Raw genomic sequence first — 19,494 nt, 5'->3', positions numbered from 1 at the left:
GCAAGTTCGGGTGGGCCGCTCACGCGACCCGCGTAATTAGTTGATTTCGATACGACGCGGTTTTTTCTCTTCCGGAATCACACGTTCCAGTTCGATAAACAGCAGGCCGTTCACCAGGTTCGCGCCCTTGACGTGGATGTTCTCAGCCAGCTGGAACTTGCGCTCAAAGTTGCGCTCTGCGATGCCCTGGTAGAGGTAGGTTCGTTCTTTCTGCTCGGCCGTATGGGAGCCTTTCACCACCAGCAGATTGTCCTGCGCGGTGATCTCCAGTTCGCTCTCTGCGAAACCGGCAACAGCAATCGCAATGCGATAGTGGTTTTCGTCAACCAGTTCAACGTTGTAAGGAGGATAGCCGTTGCTCTGGCTCTGGTTGTTTTCTAAGTGGTTGAACAGACGATCGAAACCAATGGCAGAACGGTATAGCGGAGAGAGATCGAAATTACGCATGGATAAATGCTCCTGAAATCAGCGAGAAAATGTAGCCTTCCACCATGGACAGGCTTCTGCTTCCCCGAACACCCATCAGGCGTGTCCGTTATCGGGTTACATTCTTAAAATGGGTCTGGATACGGCCTTTTCAAGACTGTTGATGTGAGATTTTTTTGCACTTTGCTGGTTGTCGCATAGACTCAGGGGCACAGCACAAAGGGTTAAATTGCGATGACGACCACAGTGCGGGAGTTTTGAGCTATCCATTTTGGACGCGCCTCGCTATAACCCTGAGTTGCAGGTCAATGCCGTGCTACTAAAGATGACTGAGTGATGATGAGAAATGTTCTGATTAAGCTGGCGTCGTTCAGCGGGGTTGTTTTACTTTGCGGGTGTTCGAGCGTGATGTCGCACACCGGCGGTAAAGAAGGAACATATCCGGGGACGCGCGCCAGTGCCGCAATGATCTCTGATGATGAGACAAACTGGGGTACCAAATCTCTGGCGATTCTTGATATGCCGTTTACGGCGGTTGCCGATACGCTTCTGCTGCCGTGGGATATGTTCCGCACCGACAGCTCAGTGCGTTCGCGCGTTGAGAAAAGCGAGCAGGAAAAGCTGGCGACCAATTCCGTCATCCCGCCCGCAGAGATGCCTCCACGCTAATTCTGTGCGGTTTCCGTTAGCCACAGCTGGCGGAAACCGTCCTTCTCTTCCATCCATGCAATAAATCGTCCGTCCGGGGAAAACACCACAGCGTCAGCAGACGGCGGATTGCCGTGATCGGACGTCAAAAACGTCACCTCTCCGGTCTGCGCATCGCAGCAAGCAATACGGCCTGCAAGCACAAATCCCAGCCCGTTGCCGGAAGGATGCCAGTTAAAGGCCGACTGAATATCACGCTCAGTGTGGGTTAGCTGACGCGGCTCGCCGCCCTCAGGGGAGATAAGCCACAGCTGCACAACGCCGTTATCGTCCCGCATTAAAAACGCAATCTGCGTCCCCTGCGGATTGCTGCGCACCCAGTGGCGCGGCACGTTCACCAGCCCCGGATACGCCTTCTGATGGGTGAAGGTTAAGCGACGTTGCGTTACGCCCGCAGGCGGCGCGGGCATTGTATCAGGCGTTCCCTGCAACGGCGCATCGCCCGCCCGTTTCCAGCCCTGCTCGTCTTTGGGGAGATCGACAATAAACAGTTCGGGCACTTTCTCGCCTTTCGCAGACACCGTATCGCCGATAAACGCCAGCCTGTCGTTGCCCACCCAGCCCTCTTCATAGGCGCGGTTTACCTCATTGCTGCCCGGTTTCGGGTTCGGCGTTGTACGGCTTACCAGTACGCTCCAGAAGGTGCCGGCATATTCCCGCGGATGGTTCCCCTGTGGGTTTACTGGGCCAAAAGGCGCCGCCACCCCGACGTTACGCAAATCCAGCTGCGGATCGCGCGCGTGCAGCACATGGTCGTTGTAGGTAAAGCTGACGAACTGCCCGTTCGGGCTAAAAACGTGGACGTGGCTGCCGCCACGCAGCGCGCCTGCGGTGTAAGGCGCGGTGATATCCATCGCATCAAGATTGCTCACCTGACCATTGTGCGCAATCACCCCCTGACGATGGTGAAAATCATACTGCCAGTCTGCATCCGGGTTTTTCGGGCCGTGGATAAAAACATATTTGTCCTGCGCCGGATGAACGGTTACCACGCCGACATGCGCGCCGTCAGTCGCACGGTAGATCGCCTCAACCTCGCCCGTACTAACATTGACCCGCTCAATGGTTTCACCGGTAAACGACGCGCCGGACGGGCGGACATCATAGACAAGCCACTGGCTGTCTGGCGTCCAGGTGTTGATGTTGGTGAGCTGGTGGTTGCGGGAAGCGAAGGTGATTTGTTTCATGAAAATACCCTGATGCGCGGTTATCGCATCAGGGTAAAACATCCGAAGGGATTAGCCTACTCGTTTAACGTCGCCGACCAGCAGGATGTAGGAGAGCGCCCCGATCAGCGCCACGGCAGAGATATACACCAGAGCCGGACCAAAGCCGTAGTCCTGCGCCAGGTAACCGATGACCAGCGGTACGGTGATCCCGCCCAGGCCGCCAACGAAGTTAAACACGCCACCAGTCAGGCCGATCAGACGCATCGGCGCCAGGGACGACACCAGCGACCAGGTGATGGAGGCAAAACCGTTTCCGAAGAACGCTACCGCCATCAGGGTCATGATCCACACCGGATCGTTGGTGTAGTTCGCTCCCATGATGCAGGTAGAGATCAGCAGTCCGCAGATAATTGGCGTTTTACGCGCAACGCCCAGTGAGAAGCCTTTTTTCACCAGTTTGTCCGCCAGCCAGCCCGAGAGCAGCACGCCGAAAAACGCCGCAAGGAAGGGTACGGTGGTCATAAAGCCCGCCTTCAGCGCGGTAATGCCCTTCTCCTGCGTCAGATAGTTCGGGAACCAGGTGAGGAAGAACCACAGCGTGGAGGTCACTGCGAACTGGCCCAGATATACGCCCACCAGCTTACGGTGGAAGACCAGCTTCCAGTCCGCTCTGGTCAGCGGCTGGCGCGCCTCTTTTTTCACCGGCGCATCGCCGTCCACCAGGCCACCGCCGTCGCGGATGTAGTCCAGTTCGGCTTTGGTGATGCTTTTGGTCAGGCGCGGCGGCTGATAAACCTTAAACCAGATGAGCGACCAGATAATGCCGATCCCGCCGGTGACGATAAACACCCAGTGCCAGCTCAGCAGCTCCTGGATCCAGATTAACAGCGGCGTCAGAAACGCCAGACCAACAAACTGCCCGGAGGTGTAAAAACCAACAGCGGAAGCGCGTTCGTGTTCAGGGAACCAGCTGGTCACCATGCGGTTGTTGGTCGGAAACGCCGGCGCTTCAAACACCCCGGTGATGGCGCGCAGGCCAATCAGCGACATCAGCCCGGTCGCGAAGCCCTGGAACAGGGTCGCCACGGACCAGCCAAAAATAGCGATAAAGTAGGTCAGACGTGAACCCACGCGGTCAAGGAACCAGCCACCGGGGATCTGACAGAGCGTATACAGCCAGGCAAACGCCGAGAAGACGTAGCCCATTTCCGCTTTGGTGATGCCAAACTCTTCCTGAATATGAGCCGATGCCACGGCAAGGTTGGCGCGGTCGACATAACAGATGACCACGGTAATAAAGATCATGATCAGCGTCAGGTAACGACGACGCCCGGTTTTTGCAGCAGTAACTGGAATATCCATCGCAATCTGTCTCCAGATTTTGGGCATAGCGAAGCCGCTCACCATGCCCTGTAATTTACAGAGGGTTATATTTTTTCTATGTACGTTTTTTTTGCCCGGTGGCGCTTCGCTTACCGGGCCTACGAGAGAGTAGGCCGGATAAGCGTAGCGCCATCCGGCGATTTACCACTCGGCTACGGAACCGTCTTCAAGACGCCACAGTGGGTTACGCCAGTCCGGCGCACTTTTACTCAGCTCAATGACTTTGGCTTCGTCGATCTCCACGCCAAGGCCCGGCTTTGTTAACGGTTTAAAGAAACCACCTTCCATGCTGAAGTCTTCTTTGTTTTTCACAAAGTCGAGCAGCTCCGCGCCCTTGTTATAGTGTATGCCCATGCTTTGTTCCTGGAACACCGCATTGCGGGAGACGAAGTCGACGTGCAGGCAGGCCGCCAGCGCAATCGGCCCAAGCGGACAGTGCGGCGCCAGCGCCACATCGTAGGCTTCTGCCATTCCGGCAATTTTGTAGCATTCGGTGATGCCGCCCGCGTGGGAGAGGTCCGGTTGCAGGATCGCAATGCCGCCCGCTTCCAGCACGCGTTTAAACTCGAAGCGCGAGAACATGCGTTCCCCCGCCGCGATGGGAATGTGCGTCTGTTCAGCCAGTTTCGGATAGTATTCCGCCTGCTCGGCCAGCACCGGCTCTTCGATAAACAGCGGGCGATACGGCTCCAGCTCTTTAATCAGCACTTTGGCCATTGGCGCGCTGACGCGGCCGTGGAAATCCAGACCAAACTCAATCTCGTTGCCGAAGGCTTCACGGATTTGCGCCACGGTATTCACCGCCCGGTCTACCGCGCGCGAGTTGTCGATAACGCCCATTTCTTCGCAGCCGTTGAGTTTGAAGGTGTCAAAACCGATGTTGCGCAGTTGCCGGATACCGTCGATCACTTCCGCAGGGCGGTCACCGCCCACCCAGCTGTAGGCTTTGATTTTGTCGCGCACCAGGCCGCCCATTAATTGCCAGACCGGGGCATTGAGCACTTTGCCTTTGATATCCCACAGCGCCTGATCAATACCGGCGATGGCGCTCATCAGAATCGGCCCCCCGCGGTAGAAGCCCGCGCGGTACATCACCTGCCACAGGTCGTTGATGCGCGCCGGATCCTGGCCAATCAGGTATTCGCCCAGCTCGTGCACCGCGGCTTCAACGGTGCGCGCACGGCCTTCAATCACCGGCTCGCCCCAGCCAACCACGCCTTCGTCGGTTTCGATTTTCAGGAACATCCAACGCGGGGGTAAACGGTACGTGGTGAGTTTGGTTATTTTCATTGCACTGCCTCTCGATACGCTTTCACAAATGCTGCCGCCTGCTGTGCGGTACGCTCAACGGGCTGACCGGCACGATAGAGATCGCTGCCCAGCCCCGCGCCCACACAGCCCGCGCTCATCCACTGGCCCAGGTTTTCCGGCGTGACGCCGCCCACGGCAAAGACCGGCACGCTGGCGGGTAAGACCGCTTTCAGCGCTTTGATGTAATCCGGACCAAAGGCCGACGACGGGAAAATTTTGAGAGACTGTGCGCCCGCATCGAGGGCGGCAAAGGCTTCTGTGGCCGTGGCGCAACCCGGGCAGACGGTCATGCCGTAATCCACCGCCCGGCGGATCACCTCGGGGTTGATATTCGGTGTGACGATAAGCTTGCAGCCCATCTTCGCCAGTTCATCCACCTGCTCCGGCTGTAATACGGTGCCAGCGCCAATCAGCGCCTTATCACCAAACGCCTTCACAATTGCCGGAATGCTTTTTTCCCACTCCGGGGAGTTGAGCGGGATTTCCACCGCGTCGAACCCGGCGTCGATCACCGCGCCAACGTGCGCTAAGGCCTCACCGGGCGTGATACCGCGCAAAATCGCGATCAGGGGAAGTTCAGTTTGCCACTGCATGAGCGATGCTCCTTATGCCTGCCTGAAATGCCGTGTCGCCTTCCACCGCAGCAACATCCCGTCCGATAGCGTGGAACGCCTGGCGGTAACGAGACGTCAGCGATGAACCCGCGACGAGCGTGATGGCCTGCTGCCCGGCGAACGCGTCGCTCAGAGTGGCGACTTCTGCGCCAATCAGCAGGCCGGACAGAAATTCGCTGACCTGTTCGCGCGGAAGATTTCCCAGCACGTGCGAGGCGCGAACCTCAAAAAGTTGCGGCAAAACGGCAAGGGATGCGATCCCGCGCTCAAGCCCGGCGGCAAACGCTTCCGGCGAAGGGGTCTGCTCCGGCAAACCGGCCCCCACCAGCGAATGCTTAAGCAGCAAGTGGTGCAGTTCGCCGGTCATCACGGTGCGGAAATCATGAATTTGCTCAGCATCCGCCTGGACCCATTTGCAGTGCGTCCCGGGCATGACGTAGACAGAAGAAGGAGAAAGGGTGCGCGCCCCGAGCAGCTGCGTCTCTTCGCCGCGCATCACATTATGGTTATCGTCGCGAGAGACGCATAAACCGGGAATAATCCAGACATTGTCGCCAACGGACGTTAACTGCTCGCCAACGGCGGTGAAATGCACCGGAACTGACAGGTAAGGCGCGACCTTCCACCCCACGTTACTGCCGACCATTCCGGCCATCACCACTGGCGTAGTACCGTCGCGCCAGTTTTGTGTCACTTCTGCTAACACCGCTGCGGGGGATTTACCGTTCAGGCGCGTCACACCTGCTTCTGATTGCCTGCTTTCCAGGCACTGCTCACCCTGGTAGAGCCAGGCGCGCAGATTGGTCGATCCCCAGTCAATTGCGATGTAGCGTGATGTCATGTGATTTCCTTCAACCTTCGTGTCGAGCTGGCGATCATGGTCAGCGCCGCCTGCTCTGCCGCATCGCCGTCCTGATGCCGTATCGCATCGAACAGCGCTTTATGTTCCTGAAGCGTTTTCGGCATGTTGGCCTCATCGCCCATCCAGGTACGTTCAAATACTGCTCGCTGTAGTGAGCTGATCGCCACGCTAAGCTGCTGTAAAACCGGGTTATGCACCGACTGCAATACCGCTTCGTGGTAACGAATGTCCGCTTCGTTGAACGCCTCCCGATTCTGGTTATTGGCGATCATGTCGTTTAAAGCCGACTCAATCTGTGCCAGGTCACCTGACGTTGCGCGCTCTGCCGCCCAGCGGGCGATGGCCGGTTCCACCAGATTTCGGACTTCGCTCATCGCGCCGATGAGCCGTGGGTCGTAGTCGTTTTCCAGCACCCATTGCAGAACATCGGTATCGAGGTAGTTCCACTGGTTACGCGGCGCCACAAACGCGCCGCGATAGCGCTTCATTTCAATCAGCCGCTTCGCCATCAGCGAGCGGAACACTTCCCGAATGATGTTGCGCGAGGTTTCAAACTCCTCGCACAGTTCCGCCTCTGCTGGCAGCGGCGAACCGGGAACGTATTTGCCACCCACAATCTGAGTGCCCAGCGTGATGACAATGCGATCGGTTTTATTGAGTGTCATGGAGAGTCCTTGTGCTCTGTAAGTCCATCACTACTTTACCGCGACCGCTGAATTTCGCCTCACTTTTGCAGTACAAACGTGAGGCCTTTCGTCTTTGCCGTGCTGACAATGTAGTACAATCAATTAATGTTGTACTACAATCCAGATCACAAAAAGAACAATTTGATAAATTCAGGGCCAAAAAAAGCCCCGGTTAATAACCGGGGCTAATCTTTCAAAGCACTTGTTACGACAGAACGAATTTCTCGATCGCCCAGGCAACGCCGTCTTCCAGGTTAGATTTAGTCACGAAGTTCGCCACTTCTTTTACCGACGGGATGGCGTTATCCATCGCCACGCCCATGCCCGCATATTCGATCATCGCAATATCGTTTTCCTGGTCGCCCAGCGCCATGATCTCCTCAGGCTTGATGCCCAGCGCATCGGCAAGCGATTTGACGCCCGTGCCTTTATTGACGCGTTTATCAAGGATTTCGAGGAAGTACGGCGCACTTTTCAGCACGGTGTATTTCTCTTTTACCTCAGCCGGAATGCGTGAGATGGCTTTGTCGAGAACCGCAGGTTCATCAATCATCATCACTTTCAGGAACTGGGTCGCCGGGTCCATTTTCTCCGCTTCGCAGAACACCAGTGGAATGGTTGCAACGTAGGACTCGTGCACCGTGTAGTAGCTGATATCGCGGTTGGCGGTGTAAAGCGTATTGCGATCGAGCGCGTGGAAGTGAGAGCCCACGTCGCGGGAGAGTTTTTCCAGGAAACGGTAGTCATCATAGCTCAGTGCAGTTTGCGCCACCGTGCTGCCATCGGCTGCCTTTTGCACCAGCGCGCCGTTATAGGTGATGCAGTAATCGCCAGGCTGGTTCATGTGCAGCTCTTTCAGGTAACTGTGCACCCCGGCATACGGGCGTCCGGTGGTGAGCACCACGTTCACGCCTTTTTCGCGTGCGGCGGCGATCGCATTTTTAACGGCAGGAGAGATAGTGTGGTCTGGCAGCAGCAGCGTGCCGTCCATATCGATTGCAATGAGTTTGATAGCCATGAGGTCCCCGGGATAAATGAGTGCTACCTCATGCTAACGCGATTAAGCACACAAAAATAGAGCTACCTTGCGCAACAAAAAGCCCCTTTTACGTTTATCCCGGGAACGGGAACTCACTCGCGGGTGAGAACGATTTTGCCAAACGCACCGCGATCCAGATGTTCAAGCGCCTGTTCCAGCTCGTCAAAGCGGTAGCGATGCTCAATCACCGGTTTTAACTCCGTGACATCAACAGCACGGACAAAATCTTCCAGCGCCCGGCGGTGTCCAACCCCAATCCCCTGAATGACGGGAGATTTCAGCAACAGCTCGCTTGCAGGCAGAGAAATTTCTGTCCCGGCCAGCACGCCAATGACCGATATCCGCCCATGAACGGCAACGGCGCGCAGGGAATGTCTCAGGTTCTCCCCACCCACCGTTTCGATAATATGGTCGATGCCGCGATCCTGCGTCAGTGCCAGCGTATTTTCAGCCCAGTCGCCTTTCAGTCGGTTGATGCCCTGGCTGGCCCCCAGCTTTTTGGCCCGCGCCAGTTTTTCATTACTCCCCGACGTAACAATAACTTCTGCGCCGTGCGCTTTTGCTATCTGCAAAGCGAATAGCGCCACACCGCCCGTCCCTTGTACCAGCACCGATTGCCCGGCGCGTAAATGACCGCGCTCCACCAGCGCGAACCATGCGGTAAGCCCCGCGCAAGGAAGCGTGCTGGCCTCAGCGTCATCCAGGCTTTCCGGGGACGCCACCAGCGCGTTTTCACTCACAATCACATATTCGGCCAGCATGCCCTGGAAGTATCCACCGGACGTTTTATAGGGCAAATCGCGCGCGTCTGCCTGCGGCTTGCCGTCGATCCATTCCGGGAAGAAGGTTGAGATGACGCGTGCGCCGGGCTTGAAACGCGTAACGCCTTCGCCGATGCTGTCCACCACGCCTGCCATGTCAGATGCTGGAGTAAACGGGAAGGAAAGCGGAATCGGCATCGTGCCTTCAATCACCATTTTATCCCGGTAGTTGAGCGCAACGGCTTTAACCCTTACGCGAACCTCCCCCGGGCCTGGCTGTGGAACAGGCTCCTGAACGAGCCTGAGGCTTTCACGACCAAGGGCATCCATTGACCAGCGTTGCATTGTTTCAGTCATTTTTTTCTCCTGTCATCAGATGATTTGCAGTTCTGACAGTCTACCGTTGACTCAGCGTCGCCAGTGGCGATAAGTTTTCCCTTCATTGATGACCAAATTGACACAATCCGTCCATGACCGATACGCTGAAAGATATTCCCGTTTTCGTTGCCTCCGTTGAGGCAGGAAGTTTTGCCCAGGCCGCCGTCCGTCTGCATTTGTCGCGCTCGGCGGTAGGAAAAAGCATTGCTCGTCTTGAAGAGAGGCTGGGGGTTCGTCTGTTTCATCGGACCACCCGCAGTCAGAGGCTGACCGATAACGGCGCGCTTTTTTATGAACGCTGCCTGCGCGCGCTGGAGGAGATCCGTGGCGCTGAATCGCAGCTTGAAACCGGAAAACATCAGGTCAACGGTCGGCTGCGTGTTGCCGTGCCGGTGCTGTTTGGTCGCCAGTGTATCGCCCCGCTGCTAATAGAGCTGGCGCAGGAGCATCCCGGGCTTGAGCTTGAAATGTCCTTCAGCGACCGCGTCGTGGATCTCGTGGAAGAAGGGTTTGATATGGCGGTGCGCAATGGCGCTCTGGCTGACAGCAGCGTGCTGGTCGCCAGAAGGCTGGGGGAGCACCGGATGGTTCTGTGTGCCGCGCCGGATTATCTGCTTAAAAATGGCCAGCCGCAAACCGTTGATGATCTACGCCAGCATACGGTCATTAACTACACGCGTGCGGGCAGAGTCCTACCCTGGCAGCTGATGGATTACGATGGCACGTCGCGCACGTTTATTCCCCGCTCATCGCTCAATATGGATGATTTGCAGGCGATCTGCGACGCGGCGCTGGCCGGCCACGGCCTTGCATGGCTACCCTGCTGGATGGTCATCAAAGAAATTCATCAGGGAAACCTTGCCCCGCTCTTAAAGCAGGCCCCGGATGTACGCTTCGACGTTCATGCCGTCTGGCAGCAGACGCCACACCTGCCGCTAAGGGTAAGAATTGCCATAGATATGCTGGTCAAACGTTTACCGGCAGTGATGTCGCTGGAGTTTACTGTGGCCATAAAAAAGCCGCGCTGAAGCGCGGCCAGTTATGCTGTCGTAAAGCGACGATTAAATATCGATATTCGCCGCCTTCAGGGCGTTCTCTTCGATGAAGGCGCGACGTGGTTCAACCGCATCGCCCATCAGGGTCGTGAACAGCTGATCCGCTGCGATTGCGTCTTTAACGGTGACGCGCAACATGCGACGGCTTTCCGGATCCATGGTGGTTTCCCACAGCTGATCCGGGTTCATTTCGCCCAGGCCTTTATAACGCTGAATAGAGAGACCACGACGGGACTCTTTTACCAGCCACTCCAGCGCCTGTTCGAAGCTGGCTACCGGCTGACGACGTTCGCCACGTTCGATAAACGCATCGTCTTCGATCAGACCGCGCAGCTTCTCGCCGAGGGTGCAGATACGGCGGTATTCCGGACCGGTCACAAATTCGTGCTCCAGCGGGTAGTCGGTATCGACGCCGTGGGTACGCACGCGGACGATCGGCTCGAACTGCTGCTCAGCGTTCTGCTGAACGTCGAACTTCCACTGGCTGCCATGCTGCTCTTTCTCGTTCAGCTCGCTCACCAGGGTGTTCACCCAGCGGGTGACGGTCTGCTCGTTGCTCAGATCGGCTTCGGTCAGGGTCGGCTGGTAAATCAGCTCTTTCAGCAGCGCTTTCGGATAGCGACGCTCCATACGGCCAATCATTTTCTGCGTGGCGTTGAACTCGGAGACCAGACGCTCCAGCGGCTCACCGGCCAGCGCTGGCGCGCTGGAGTTTGCGTGCAGGGTCGCACCATCAAGGGCGATCGCGATTTGGTACTGATCCATCGCGTCGTCATCTTTAATGTACTGTTCCTGCTTGCCTTTCTTCACTTTGTACAGCGGCGGCTGGGCAATGTAAACGTGGCCGCGCTCAACGATTTCCGGCATCTGACGATAGAAGAAGGTCAACAGCAACGTACGAATGTGCGAGCCGTCGACGTCCGCATCGGTCATGATGATGATGCTGTGATAGCGCAGTTTGTCCGGGTTGTACTCGTCGCGACCAATGCCGCAGCCGAGCGCGGTGATGAGCGTCGCCACTTCCTGAGAAGAGAGCATCTTGTCGAAGCGCGCTTTCTCAACGTTAAGGATTTTACCCTTCAGCGGCAGAATCGCCTGGTTCTTGCGGTTACGGCCCTGCTTCGCAGAACCGCCCGCGGAGTCCCCTTCCACAAGGTACAGTTCAGACAGCGCCGGGTCGCGTTCCTGACAGTCAGCCAGTTTGCCCGGCAGGCCTGCCAGGTCCAGCGCGCCTTTACGACGGGTCATTTCACGCGCTTTACGCGCCGCTTCACGGGCACGCGCCGCATCGATAATTTTACCCACCACGATTTTCGCGTCGGACGGGTTTTCCAGCAGGTATTCGCTCAGCAGTTCGTTCATCTGCTGTTCAACCGCCGATTTCACCTCAGAAGAGACCAGCTTGTCTTTGGTCTGTGAGGAGAACTTCGGATCCGGCACCTTCACGGAGACCACGGCAATCAGGCCTTCACGGGCATCGTCACCGGTGGCGCTGACTTTCGCTTTTTTGCTGTAGCCTTCTTTGTCCATGTAGGCGTTCAGGGTTCGGGTCATCGCCGCGCGGAAGCCCGCCAGGTGCGTACCGCCATCGCGTTGTGGAATGTTGTTGGTGAAGCAGTAGATGTTTTCCTGGAAACCGTCGTTCCACTGCAAGGCCACTTCCACGCCGATACCGTCTTTTTCAGTAGAGAAGTAGAAGATATTCGGGTGAATTGGCGTTTTGTTCTTGTTCAGATACTCAACGAACGCCTTGATACCACCTTCGTAATGGAAGTGGTCTTCTTTGTTGTCGCGTTTGTCGCGCAGACGAATCGACACGCCGGAGTTCAGGAACGACAGTTCACGCAGGCGTTTCGCCAGAATGTCGTACTCGAATTCGGTGACGTTGGTGAAGGTTTCGAGGCTCGGCCAGAAACGCACCATGGTACCGGTTTTATCGGTATCACCCGTGACGGCCAGCGGAGCGTCAGGCACGCCGTGCTGGTAGATCTGACGGTGAATTTTGCCTTCGCGCTGGATAACCAGCTCCAGCTTCTGCGACAGGGCATTTACTACGGATACGCCTACGCCGTGCAGACCGCCGGAAACTTTATAGGAGTTATCATCGAACTTACCGCCTGCGTGCAGAACGGTCATGATGACTTCCGCAGCAGATACGCCCTCTTCCGGGTGAATACCGGTTGGGATACCACGACCGTCATCGGTAACGGACACGGAGTTGTCCGCATGGATCGTGACCACGATGTCTTTACAGTGACCCGCGAGCGCTTCGTCGATAGCGTTATCTACCACCTCGAATACCATGTGGTGCAGACCGGTGCCGTCATCCGTGTCGCCGATATACATACCCGGGCGCTTACGCACCGCATCCAGCCCTTTCAGGACTTTGATACTGGAGGAGTCATAAGAATTCGACATCAACGTTTCTCGCTCATTTCAACTTGGGTTAATCCGTTATTTTACCCTTTTCCACGGTAAACATCTTCGAATTTTCGTCCGACATGTCTATAACGTGTTCAGCGCTAATGGCGCTGACGAAAACCTGCGACTGCGTGGCTTTTAAGCGGCTGGCAAGCAACCCGCGCCGCGCGTCGTCAAGTTCCGAGGCAAAATCATCTATCAGGTACAGGCAGCGTCGCCCGCTCTCTCGAGTGAGGAACTCCCCCTGCGCCAGGCGCAGCGCGCACATCAGGAGCTTCAGCTGCCCGCGCGACAGCGTGTCTTCCACCGGCGCACCGTCGGCACGAATGCGGAAATCCGCCTTGTGCGGGCCGTGCGCGGTGTAGGTCAACATGCGATCGCGCTCGAAGCTTCTCTCTAACACCTCGGCATAATCCGTCTCTTTTTCCCAGCCACGCTGGAAAGAGAAGGTGAGAGAGAACTCGGGTAAAAACTGTTTGCAGGTGTCGGCCATGTCTTCGGCGATACCTGCGCTGTATTCGGCACGCCAGCGGCTGATTTGTTCCGCAAGAGGGATGAGTTCCATGTCCCACGGACGCAGCTGAGCGTAGCGCGTGACCTGGCGCAATGCGGCGTTACGCTGTTTAAGCAGACGCTTCAGGTTGCTCCAGGCGTTAAAGAAACCGGCTTCATTGTGAAAGCATCCCCAGTCGAGGAACGCTCTTCTGTATTTGGGGCCGCCGTTGAGTAAAGTAAACCCCTCGGGCGTAATCAGCTGCATCGGCATCAGCAGCGCCAGCTCCGCCACCTTGTGGCCATCGGTGCCGTCGATGCGCACCTTGCTGTCGCCCTGCTTGTCTTTGGTCAGGCCGATGGCGGTTTCCCGCTCTGCGCCCTGCAAACGCCCGTGCAGAACAAAAGATTCCTGCTCGTGGCGAATCACGCGACCAATCTGCAAACTGCGAAACGCCCGGCCGTGGCCGAGCGTATAGATGGCTTCCAGCACGCTGGTTTTGCCGCTGCCGTTCGCGCCAACCAGGAAGTTAAAGCCAGGGGATAAAGCGAGATCCGCGCTTTCGATATTGCGAAAGTCGCGGATCAACAGACGGGTGAGCGACATTACAGTCTCATTGGCATGACAACATAGGCAGCCGACTGTGATGCGGCATCTTCAATCTGTACGCTCGAAACGGAGTCAGTCAGCAGGATGCGAACGTTCTCGCATTTCAGTGCATTCAGCACATCCAGCACATAGCTGACGTTGAAGCCGATTTCCATCTCAGCCCCGGCGTAGGTGACGTCCAGAATCTCTTCTGCCTCTTCCTGCTCCGGGTTGTTGGCGGTGATTTTGATCTGGTTTTCACTCACGTACAGACGTACGCCGCGGAATTTCTCGTTGGAGAGAATAGCGGCACGCGCGAACGCCTGCTTGAGGATGTCGCAACCCGCCTCCAGCGTTTTATCCGGGTTCTTCGGCAATACGCGGCGATAATCCGGGAAACGACCGTCTACCAGCTTCGATGTGAAGACAAAATCGCCCACGTGGGCACGAATATTGTTGCTGCCAATCTGCACGCGCAGCGGCGTTTCACCGCCGTCGAGCATACGCATCAGTTCAATTACGCCTTTACGCGGTACGATCACCGAATGGTTTGGCAGTGAATCGCCAATCGGCATGGAACAAACCGCCAGACGGTGACCGTCGGTCGCCACGGTACGCAGCTCTTCACCTTCGGTTTCGAACAGCATGCCGTTTAAGTAGTAACGAACGTCCTGATGCGCCATGGAGAACTGCGTGGCTTCAATCAGACGCTTCATCGTCGCCTGTGGCAGGGTGAATTCAACTTCGCTCTGCCAGTCGTCCAGGTTCGGGAAGTCCGCAGCGGGCAGCGTGGAGAGGGAGAAACGGCTGCGGCCAGAGCGCACCAGCATGCGGTCGCCCTCCAGCTGCACGGCGATTTCAGCGCCTTCCGGCAGCCCACGGCAAATATCAAAGAATTTACGTGCCGGAACCGTGGTCGCGCCCGCGTCGTGCGGCTGAGTCAGCGTAACGCGCGCGATCATTTCCATTTCCAGATCTGTGCCGGTCAGCGACAGCGTACCGTCCGCGACCTGAAGCAGCAGGTTTCCAAGAATAGGCAGCGTAGGGCGGCCGCCTAATGGGCCACTCACCTGTTGCAGCGGTTTTAATAAATGTTCACGTTCAACGGTAAATTTCATAGCGTCACGATGATAATGTTCTGATTAAATTGGAAAAATCTTCTTTTATGTCGTGGCTTTCTTCGCGTAACTGCTCGATCTTGCGACAGGCGTGCAGCACGGTCGTATGGTCACGGCCACCAAACGCATCACCGATTTCCGGCAGGCTGTGGTTGGTTAGCTCTTTTGCCAGCGCCATCGCCATCTGACGCGGACGCGCCACCGAGCGGGAACGACGTTTAGACAGTAAATCTGCCACTTTGATCTTGTAGTACTCAGCCACCGTCTTCTGAATATTGTCGATAGTGACCAGTTTTTCCTGCAAAGCCAATAAATCGCGCAGCGCTTCACGCACAAAATCGATGGTGATCGCCCGACCGGTGAAGTTGGCGTTGGCGATAACGCGGTTCAGCGCCCCTTCCAGCTCACGCACGTTGGAACGCAGGCGCTTGGCAATGAAGAACGCCACTTCACCCGGCAGGCGAATGTCGTTCTCGTCGGCTTTTTTCATCAGGATCGCGACGCGGGTTTCCAGCTCCGGCGGCTCGATCGCCACGGTCAGGCCCCAGCCGAAGCGGGATTTGAGACGATCTTCAACGCCGTTGATCTCTTTTGGATAACGATCCGAGGTCAGAATGATCTGCTGATTGCCTTCCAGCAGGGCGTTAAAGGTATGGAAAAACTCTTCCTGCGATCGTTCTTTATTGGCAAAGAACTGAATGTCATCGATCAGCAGCGCATCAACGGAACGGTAGTAGCGTTTAAACTCTTCGATCGCATTGTTTTGCAGGGCTTTTACCATGTCCTGAACGAAGCGTTCGGAGTGCATATACACCACTTTGGCATTGGGCTTACGCGCCATAATGCCGTTGCCCACCGCATGCAGCAGGTGCGTTTTACCGAGACCCGTGCCGCCATACAGGAACAGCGGGTTGTAAGCGCCACCGGGGTTATCGGCAACCTGACGAGCCGCCGCGCGTGCCAGCTGGTTCGACTTACCTTCAACGAAGTTATCGAACGTGTGTTTCACGTTAACGTTAGAGCGGTAGGTAGGCTCAGCGGGGGCCGGAACGTTATCCCAGCCCTGACGAACCGGTGCAACGCGAGGCGCTGGAGCGGGCGCCGCCTGTGCAGGGGCTGCCACATTGACAACTTCACGAACGGTTTGGGTGACCGGCTTTGTGCCCACTTCAAAACGCAGCTGTGGGGCATCTGACCCGCAGAAATCGTTCAGCAGTCCATTGATGTTATTAAGGTATTTATCCCTTACCCAATCGAGCACGAAACGGTTTGGCGCATACAAAGCCAGCGTGTTATCGCTCAGTTCCGCCTGCAACGGGCGGATCCACATACTGAATTCTGTGGCTGGTAACTCATCCTGCAATCGGGCAAGACACTGCTGCCAAAGCGAAAGTGACACGGCGGACTCCACTCGAACAATAAAAGAAAACTATTGAATATTCATGATTGTTGGCGCACATCGACATGACCCCATCAGGGTGATGTGCGAACCGCTATCTGCGGTTATACACGCTATCGTTGATACAACCTGAACGATGTTGTGTTTATGCCCGACCAGGATCGCTGGATCCCGATCGGGACCGCGGATCATAGCCTAAACTGAGCCAGAGATCTTCTGTTTCTCACAGATTCTTCCCGATTTATCCACAGGAAGATCCGGAATCGGGTAAGTGTAAACGATCCTGACGCGAGTGCCTCGCGATTTAGGCCGCATATTGGAAAATTTAATGAGCACAGACAATTTTTGGCTTAAATGATCTAACGAAGATCCGGGACGATCCTTGCGCTTTATCGTTGAGCCCGTATAATCCTCGACCCGGCGCGTGATGCTCATCTTCCTGCGTCGTCCGCTGCTCATTTTCCACGCGAAAACGTGCGGAAATACACAGGGATTTAAGGAAAGAGAATTGACTCCGGAGTGTACAATTATTACAATCCGGCCTCTTTAATCACCCACGGCTTCGGCGTCCGTCATTCGAAACTCGGTCGGGCATCCGCAAAAGTCATGAATTTTTTCAAGTTTAGGTAGAAATCGCCATGAAACGCACTTTTCAACCGTCTGTACTGAAGCGCAACCGTTCTCACGGCTTCCGTGCTCGTATGGCTACTAAAAATGGTCGTCAGGTTCTGGCACGTCGTCGTGCTAAAGGCCGCGCTCGTCTGACCGTTTCCAAGTAATAAAGCTAACCCCTGAGTGGTTAAGCTCGCATTTCCCAGGGAGTTACGTTTGTTAACTCCCACTCATTTCACTTTCGTCTTCCAGCAGCCATTACGGGCTGGCACGCCGCAAATCACCATCCTCGGCCGCCAAAATTCGCTGGGGCATCCCCGCATCGGTCTCACAGTCGCCAAGAAAAACGTTAAGCGTGCGCATGAACGCAACCGGATTAAACGTCTGACGCGTGAAAGCTTCCGTTTACGTCAGCACGAACTGCCTTCAATGGATTTCGTGGTGGTGGCTAAAAAAGGGGTTGCCGACCTCGATAACCGTGCTCTCTCGGAAGCGTTGGAAAAATTATGGCGCCGCCACTGTCGCCTGGCTCGCGGGTCCTGATAGCCCTCATTCGGGTCTATCAACGCCTGATTAGTCCGCTACTCGGGCCACACTGCCGTTTCACGCCAACATGCTCAAGCTACGGAATTGAGGCATTGCGCAGGTTTGGAGTGATAAAAGGCAGTTGGTTGACGGTGAAACGCGTATTAAAATGCCACCCTTTACACCCAGGTGGAGACGACCCCGTCCCTCCAGGACCTTTTGATACCAGAGAACACTAACGATGGATTCGCAACGCAATCTTCTTATCATCGCTTTGTTGTTCGTGTCTTTCATGATCTGGCAGGCATGGGAGCAGGATAAAAATCCTCAACCCCAGCAGCAGACCACGCAGACCACGACCACCGCAGCGGGTAGCGCCGCCGACCAGGGCGTACCGGCCAGTGGCCAGGGGAAACAGATTACGGTTAAGACCGATGTGCTTGAGCTGACTATCAACACCCGTGGTGGTGATGTTGAGCAGGCGCTGCTGTTGACCTACCCGAAAGAGCTGAAGTCTACCGAACCGTTCCAGTTACTGGAAACCACGCCTGAATTTATCTACCAGGCGCAGAGCGGCCTGACCGGTCGTGATGGCCCGGATAACCCGGCTAACGGTGCGCGTCCACTGTATAACGTCGAGAATGACACGTTTGTACTGGCTGATGGTCAGAACGAACTGGTTATCCCGATGACCTACACCGACGCGGCAGGCAACACCTTCACCAAAACCTTCACCCTGAAACGCGGTGAGTATGCGGTGAACGTGGGCTACAGCGTACAGAACGCCGGTGCGAAACCGCTGGAAATCTCTACCTTTGGTCAGCTGAAGCAGTCCATCAATCTGCCGTCTCACCGTGATACCGGAAGCAGCAACTTTGCGCTGCATACCTTCCGTGGCGCGGCTTACTCCACGCCAGATACCAAGTACGAGAAATACAAATTCGATACCATTGCCGATAACGAAAACCTGAACGTCAGCTCTAAAGGCGGTTGGGTCGCAATGCTGCAACAGTATTTCGCGACGGCGTGGGTACCGAATAACGACGGTACGAACAACTTCTACACCGCGAACCTCGGCAACGGTATTGCAGCCATCGGCTACAAATCTCAGCCAGTTCTGGTGCAGCCGGGTCAAACCGGTAAGCTGGCAAGCACCCTGTGGGTCGGCCCGGAAATCCAGGACAAAATGGCTGCCGTTGCGCCGCACCTGGATCTGACCGTCGATTACGGTTGGTTGTGGTTCATCTCTCAGCCGCTGTTTAAGCTGCTGAAGTTCATCCACAGCTTCCTGGGTAACTGGGGCTTCTCCATCATCGTTATCACCTTTATCGTTCGTGGCATCATGTACCCGCTGACTAAAGCGCAGTACACCTCCATGGCGAAGATGCGTATGCTACAGCCGAAGATTCAGGCTATGCGTGAGCGTCTGGGCGATGACAAACAGCGTCAGAGCCAGGAGATGATGGCCCTGTATAAAGCAGAGAAAGTGAACCCACTGGGTGGTTGCTTCCCGCTGCTGATTCAGATGCCAATCTTCCTTGCGCTGTACTACATGCTGATGGGTTCCGTTGAGCTGCGCCACGCGCCGTTCGCTCTGTGGATCCATGACCTGTCCGCACAGGACCCGTACTACATCCTGCCGATCCTGATGGGCGTGACGATGTTCTTCATTCAGAAGATGTCTCCGACCACCGTGACCGACCCGATGCAGCAGAAGATCATGACCTTTATGCCGGTCATCTTCACCGTGTTCTTCCTGTGGTTCCCGTCAGGTCTGGTGCTGTACTATATCGTCAGCAACCTGGTGACCATCATCCAGCAGCAGCTGATTTACCGTGGTCTGGAAAAACGTGGCCTGCATAGCCGCGAAAAGAAAAAGTCCTGATTCGGTAACTTAACGCTAAAATAAGGGCGGTCGATTGACCGCCTTTTTTATTTGTATTGAA

19 protein-coding genes and 1 other annotated feature are annotated in these 19,494 nt (G+C 56.0%); of the genes, 6 read left to right on the top strand and 13 right to left on the bottom strand.

The features are described 5' to 3' along the window. Nucleotides 1-36: 36 nt before the first annotated feature. Complete coding sequence (gene ibpA, locus L463_RS18465) at nt 37-447, bottom strand: small heat shock chaperone IbpA (RefSeq protein ID WP_006177605.1); 411 nt, start codon at nt 445-447, stop codon at nt 37-39. Continuing rightward, nucleotides 441-515, bottom strand: a sequence feature (ROSE (Repression Of Heat Shock gene Expression) occurs in the 5'-region of heat shock genes and acts as an RNA thermometer to modulate expression.). It overlaps the preceding gene by 7 nt. A gap of 247 nt (nt 516-762) precedes the next feature. Between ibpA and L463_RS18470 the strand changes: the two genes are divergently transcribed. Beyond that, nucleotides 763-1,095: a YceK/YidQ family lipoprotein gene (locus tag L463_RS18470; protein WP_017383693.1), complete on the top strand. Its 333-nt coding sequence runs from the start codon at nt 763-765 to the stop codon at nt 1,093-1,095. Here L463_RS18470 and L463_RS18475 read toward each other — a convergent pair. The 8 genes from L463_RS18475 to L463_RS18510 form a co-directional block, all read right to left on the bottom strand. Next, entirely contained in the window at nt 1,092-2,321 is a 1,230-nt protein-coding gene (locus L463_RS18475) for a DUF3748 domain-containing protein (RefSeq protein WP_023295664.1), read from the bottom strand. The genes L463_RS18470 and L463_RS18475 overlap by 4 nt on opposite strands. A 51-nt stretch (nt 2,322-2,372) precedes the next feature. Further along, nucleotides 2,373-3,710 carry an MFS transporter gene (locus tag L463_RS18480; RefSeq protein WP_015570129.1) on the bottom strand — a complete coding sequence of 446 codons (1,338 nt, stop codon included), beginning with the start codon at nt 3,708-3,710 and terminating at the stop codon, nt 2,373-2,375. Between the two features lie 117 nt (nt 3,711-3,827). Then, nucleotides 3,828-4,976 carry a galactonate dehydratase gene (gene dgoD, locus L463_RS18485; RefSeq protein WP_017694024.1) on the bottom strand — a complete coding sequence of 383 codons (1,149 nt, stop codon included), beginning with the start codon at nt 4,974-4,976 and terminating at the stop codon, nt 3,828-3,830. Further along, the gene (locus L463_RS18490; protein ID WP_023295663.1) at nt 4,973-5,590 is read right to left on the bottom strand and encodes a 2-dehydro-3-deoxy-6-phosphogalactonate aldolase; all 618 of its coding nucleotides are present in this window, start codon (nt 5,588-5,590) and stop codon (nt 4,973-4,975) included. The genes dgoD and L463_RS18490 overlap by 4 nt, the downstream gene beginning before the upstream one ends. Further along, on the bottom strand, nt 5,574-6,452 hold the full coding sequence (locus L463_RS18495) for a 2-dehydro-3-deoxygalactonokinase (protein WP_023295662.1): 879 nt from the start codon (nt 6,450-6,452) through the stop codon (nt 5,574-5,576). Before L463_RS18495 ends, L463_RS18490 begins: the two co-directional genes overlap by 17 nt. Beyond that, nucleotides 6,449-7,138 (bottom strand): D-galactonate utilization transcriptional regulator DgoR, encoded by a 690-nt coding sequence (gene dgoR / locus L463_RS18500; protein WP_003861109.1) that lies wholly within the window; start codon nt 7,136-7,138, stop codon nt 6,449-6,451. Before dgoR ends, L463_RS18495 begins: the two co-directional genes overlap by 4 nt. A 226-nt stretch (nt 7,139-7,364) precedes the next feature. Next, nucleotides 7,365-8,177, bottom strand: coding sequence for a sugar-phosphatase (yidA, locus tag L463_RS18505; protein WP_023295661.1), 813 nt, complete (start codon nt 8,175-8,177; stop codon nt 7,365-7,367). 113 nt (nt 8,178-8,290) lie between these two features. Further along, a complete protein-coding gene (locus tag L463_RS18510) occupies nt 8,291-9,316 on the bottom strand; it encodes a zinc-dependent alcohol dehydrogenase family protein (RefSeq protein ID WP_023295660.1) in 1,026 nt (341 codons plus the stop codon). Between the two features lie 113 nt (nt 9,317-9,429). Between L463_RS18510 and L463_RS18515 the strand changes: the two genes are divergently transcribed. Continuing rightward, nucleotides 9,430-10,365: a LysR family transcriptional regulator gene (locus L463_RS18515; protein ID WP_032103314.1), complete on the top strand. Its 936-nt coding sequence runs from the start codon at nt 9,430-9,432 to the stop codon at nt 10,363-10,365. Between the two features lie 33 nt (nt 10,366-10,398). Here L463_RS18515 and gyrB read toward each other — a convergent pair whose 3' ends face one another. The 4 genes from gyrB to dnaA are packed head-to-tail and all read right to left on the bottom strand — an operon-like array spanning nt 10,399 to nt 16,411. Further along, the gene (gene gyrB, locus L463_RS18520; protein ID WP_006808766.1) at nt 10,399-12,810 is read right to left on the bottom strand and encodes a DNA topoisomerase (ATP-hydrolyzing) subunit B; all 2,412 of its coding nucleotides are present in this window, start codon (nt 12,808-12,810) and stop codon (nt 10,399-10,401) included. A gap of 28 nt (nt 12,811-12,838) precedes the next feature. Further along, the gene (gene recF, locus L463_RS18525) at nt 12,839-13,912 is read right to left on the bottom strand and encodes a DNA replication/repair protein RecF (protein WP_000060091.1); all 1,074 of its coding nucleotides are present in this window, start codon (nt 13,910-13,912) and stop codon (nt 12,839-12,841) included. After that, nucleotides 13,912-15,012 carry a DNA polymerase III subunit beta gene (dnaN, locus tag L463_RS18530; RefSeq protein WP_015570134.1) on the bottom strand — a complete coding sequence of 367 codons (1,101 nt, stop codon included), beginning with the start codon at nt 15,010-15,012 and terminating at the stop codon, nt 13,912-13,914. The genes recF and dnaN overlap by 1 nt, the downstream gene beginning before the upstream one ends. A 4-nt stretch (nt 15,013-15,016) precedes the next feature. Continuing rightward, nucleotides 15,017-16,411, bottom strand: a complete 1,395-nt coding sequence (gene dnaA, locus L463_RS18535) for a chromosomal replication initiator protein DnaA (protein WP_017383700.1) — start codon at nt 16,409-16,411, stop codon at nt 15,017-15,019. Between the two features lie 638 nt (nt 16,412-17,049). Between dnaA and rpmH the strand changes: the two genes are divergently transcribed. The 4 genes from rpmH to yidC are packed head-to-tail and all read left to right on the top strand — an operon-like array spanning nt 17,050 to nt 19,433. Then, nucleotides 17,050-17,190 carry a 50S ribosomal protein L34 gene (rpmH, locus tag L463_RS0122575; protein WP_000831330.1) on the top strand — a complete coding sequence of 47 codons (141 nt, stop codon included), beginning with the start codon at nt 17,050-17,052 and terminating at the stop codon, nt 17,188-17,190. 16 nt (nt 17,191-17,206) lie between these two features. Next, complete coding sequence (gene rnpA / locus L463_RS18540; RefSeq protein WP_006808764.1) at nt 17,207-17,566, top strand: ribonuclease P protein component; 360 nt, start codon at nt 17,207-17,209, stop codon at nt 17,564-17,566. Next, nucleotides 17,530-17,787 carry a membrane protein insertion efficiency factor YidD gene (gene yidD / locus L463_RS23325; RefSeq protein WP_001307474.1) on the top strand — a complete coding sequence of 86 codons (258 nt, stop codon included), beginning with the start codon at nt 17,530-17,532 and terminating at the stop codon, nt 17,785-17,787. Before rnpA ends, yidD begins: the two co-directional genes overlap by 37 nt. Nucleotides 17,788-17,789: 2 nt before the next feature. Then, complete coding sequence (gene yidC, locus L463_RS18545; protein ID WP_003861138.1) at nt 17,790-19,433, top strand: membrane protein insertase YidC; 1,644 nt, start codon at nt 17,790-17,792, stop codon at nt 19,431-19,433. The last annotated feature ends 61 nt before the right edge of the window (nt 19,434-19,494 follow it).

Origin of the sequence: Enterobacter sp. BIDMC 27, from assembly GCF_000534415.1 — a bacterium.
Classification (GTDB): Bacteria; Pseudomonadota; Gammaproteobacteria; order Enterobacterales; family Enterobacteriaceae; genus Enterobacter; species Enterobacter hormaechei_C.
The sequence above is the reverse complement of the archived record's forward strand: the minus strand, read 5'-3'. Positions and strand labels throughout refer to the sequence as shown.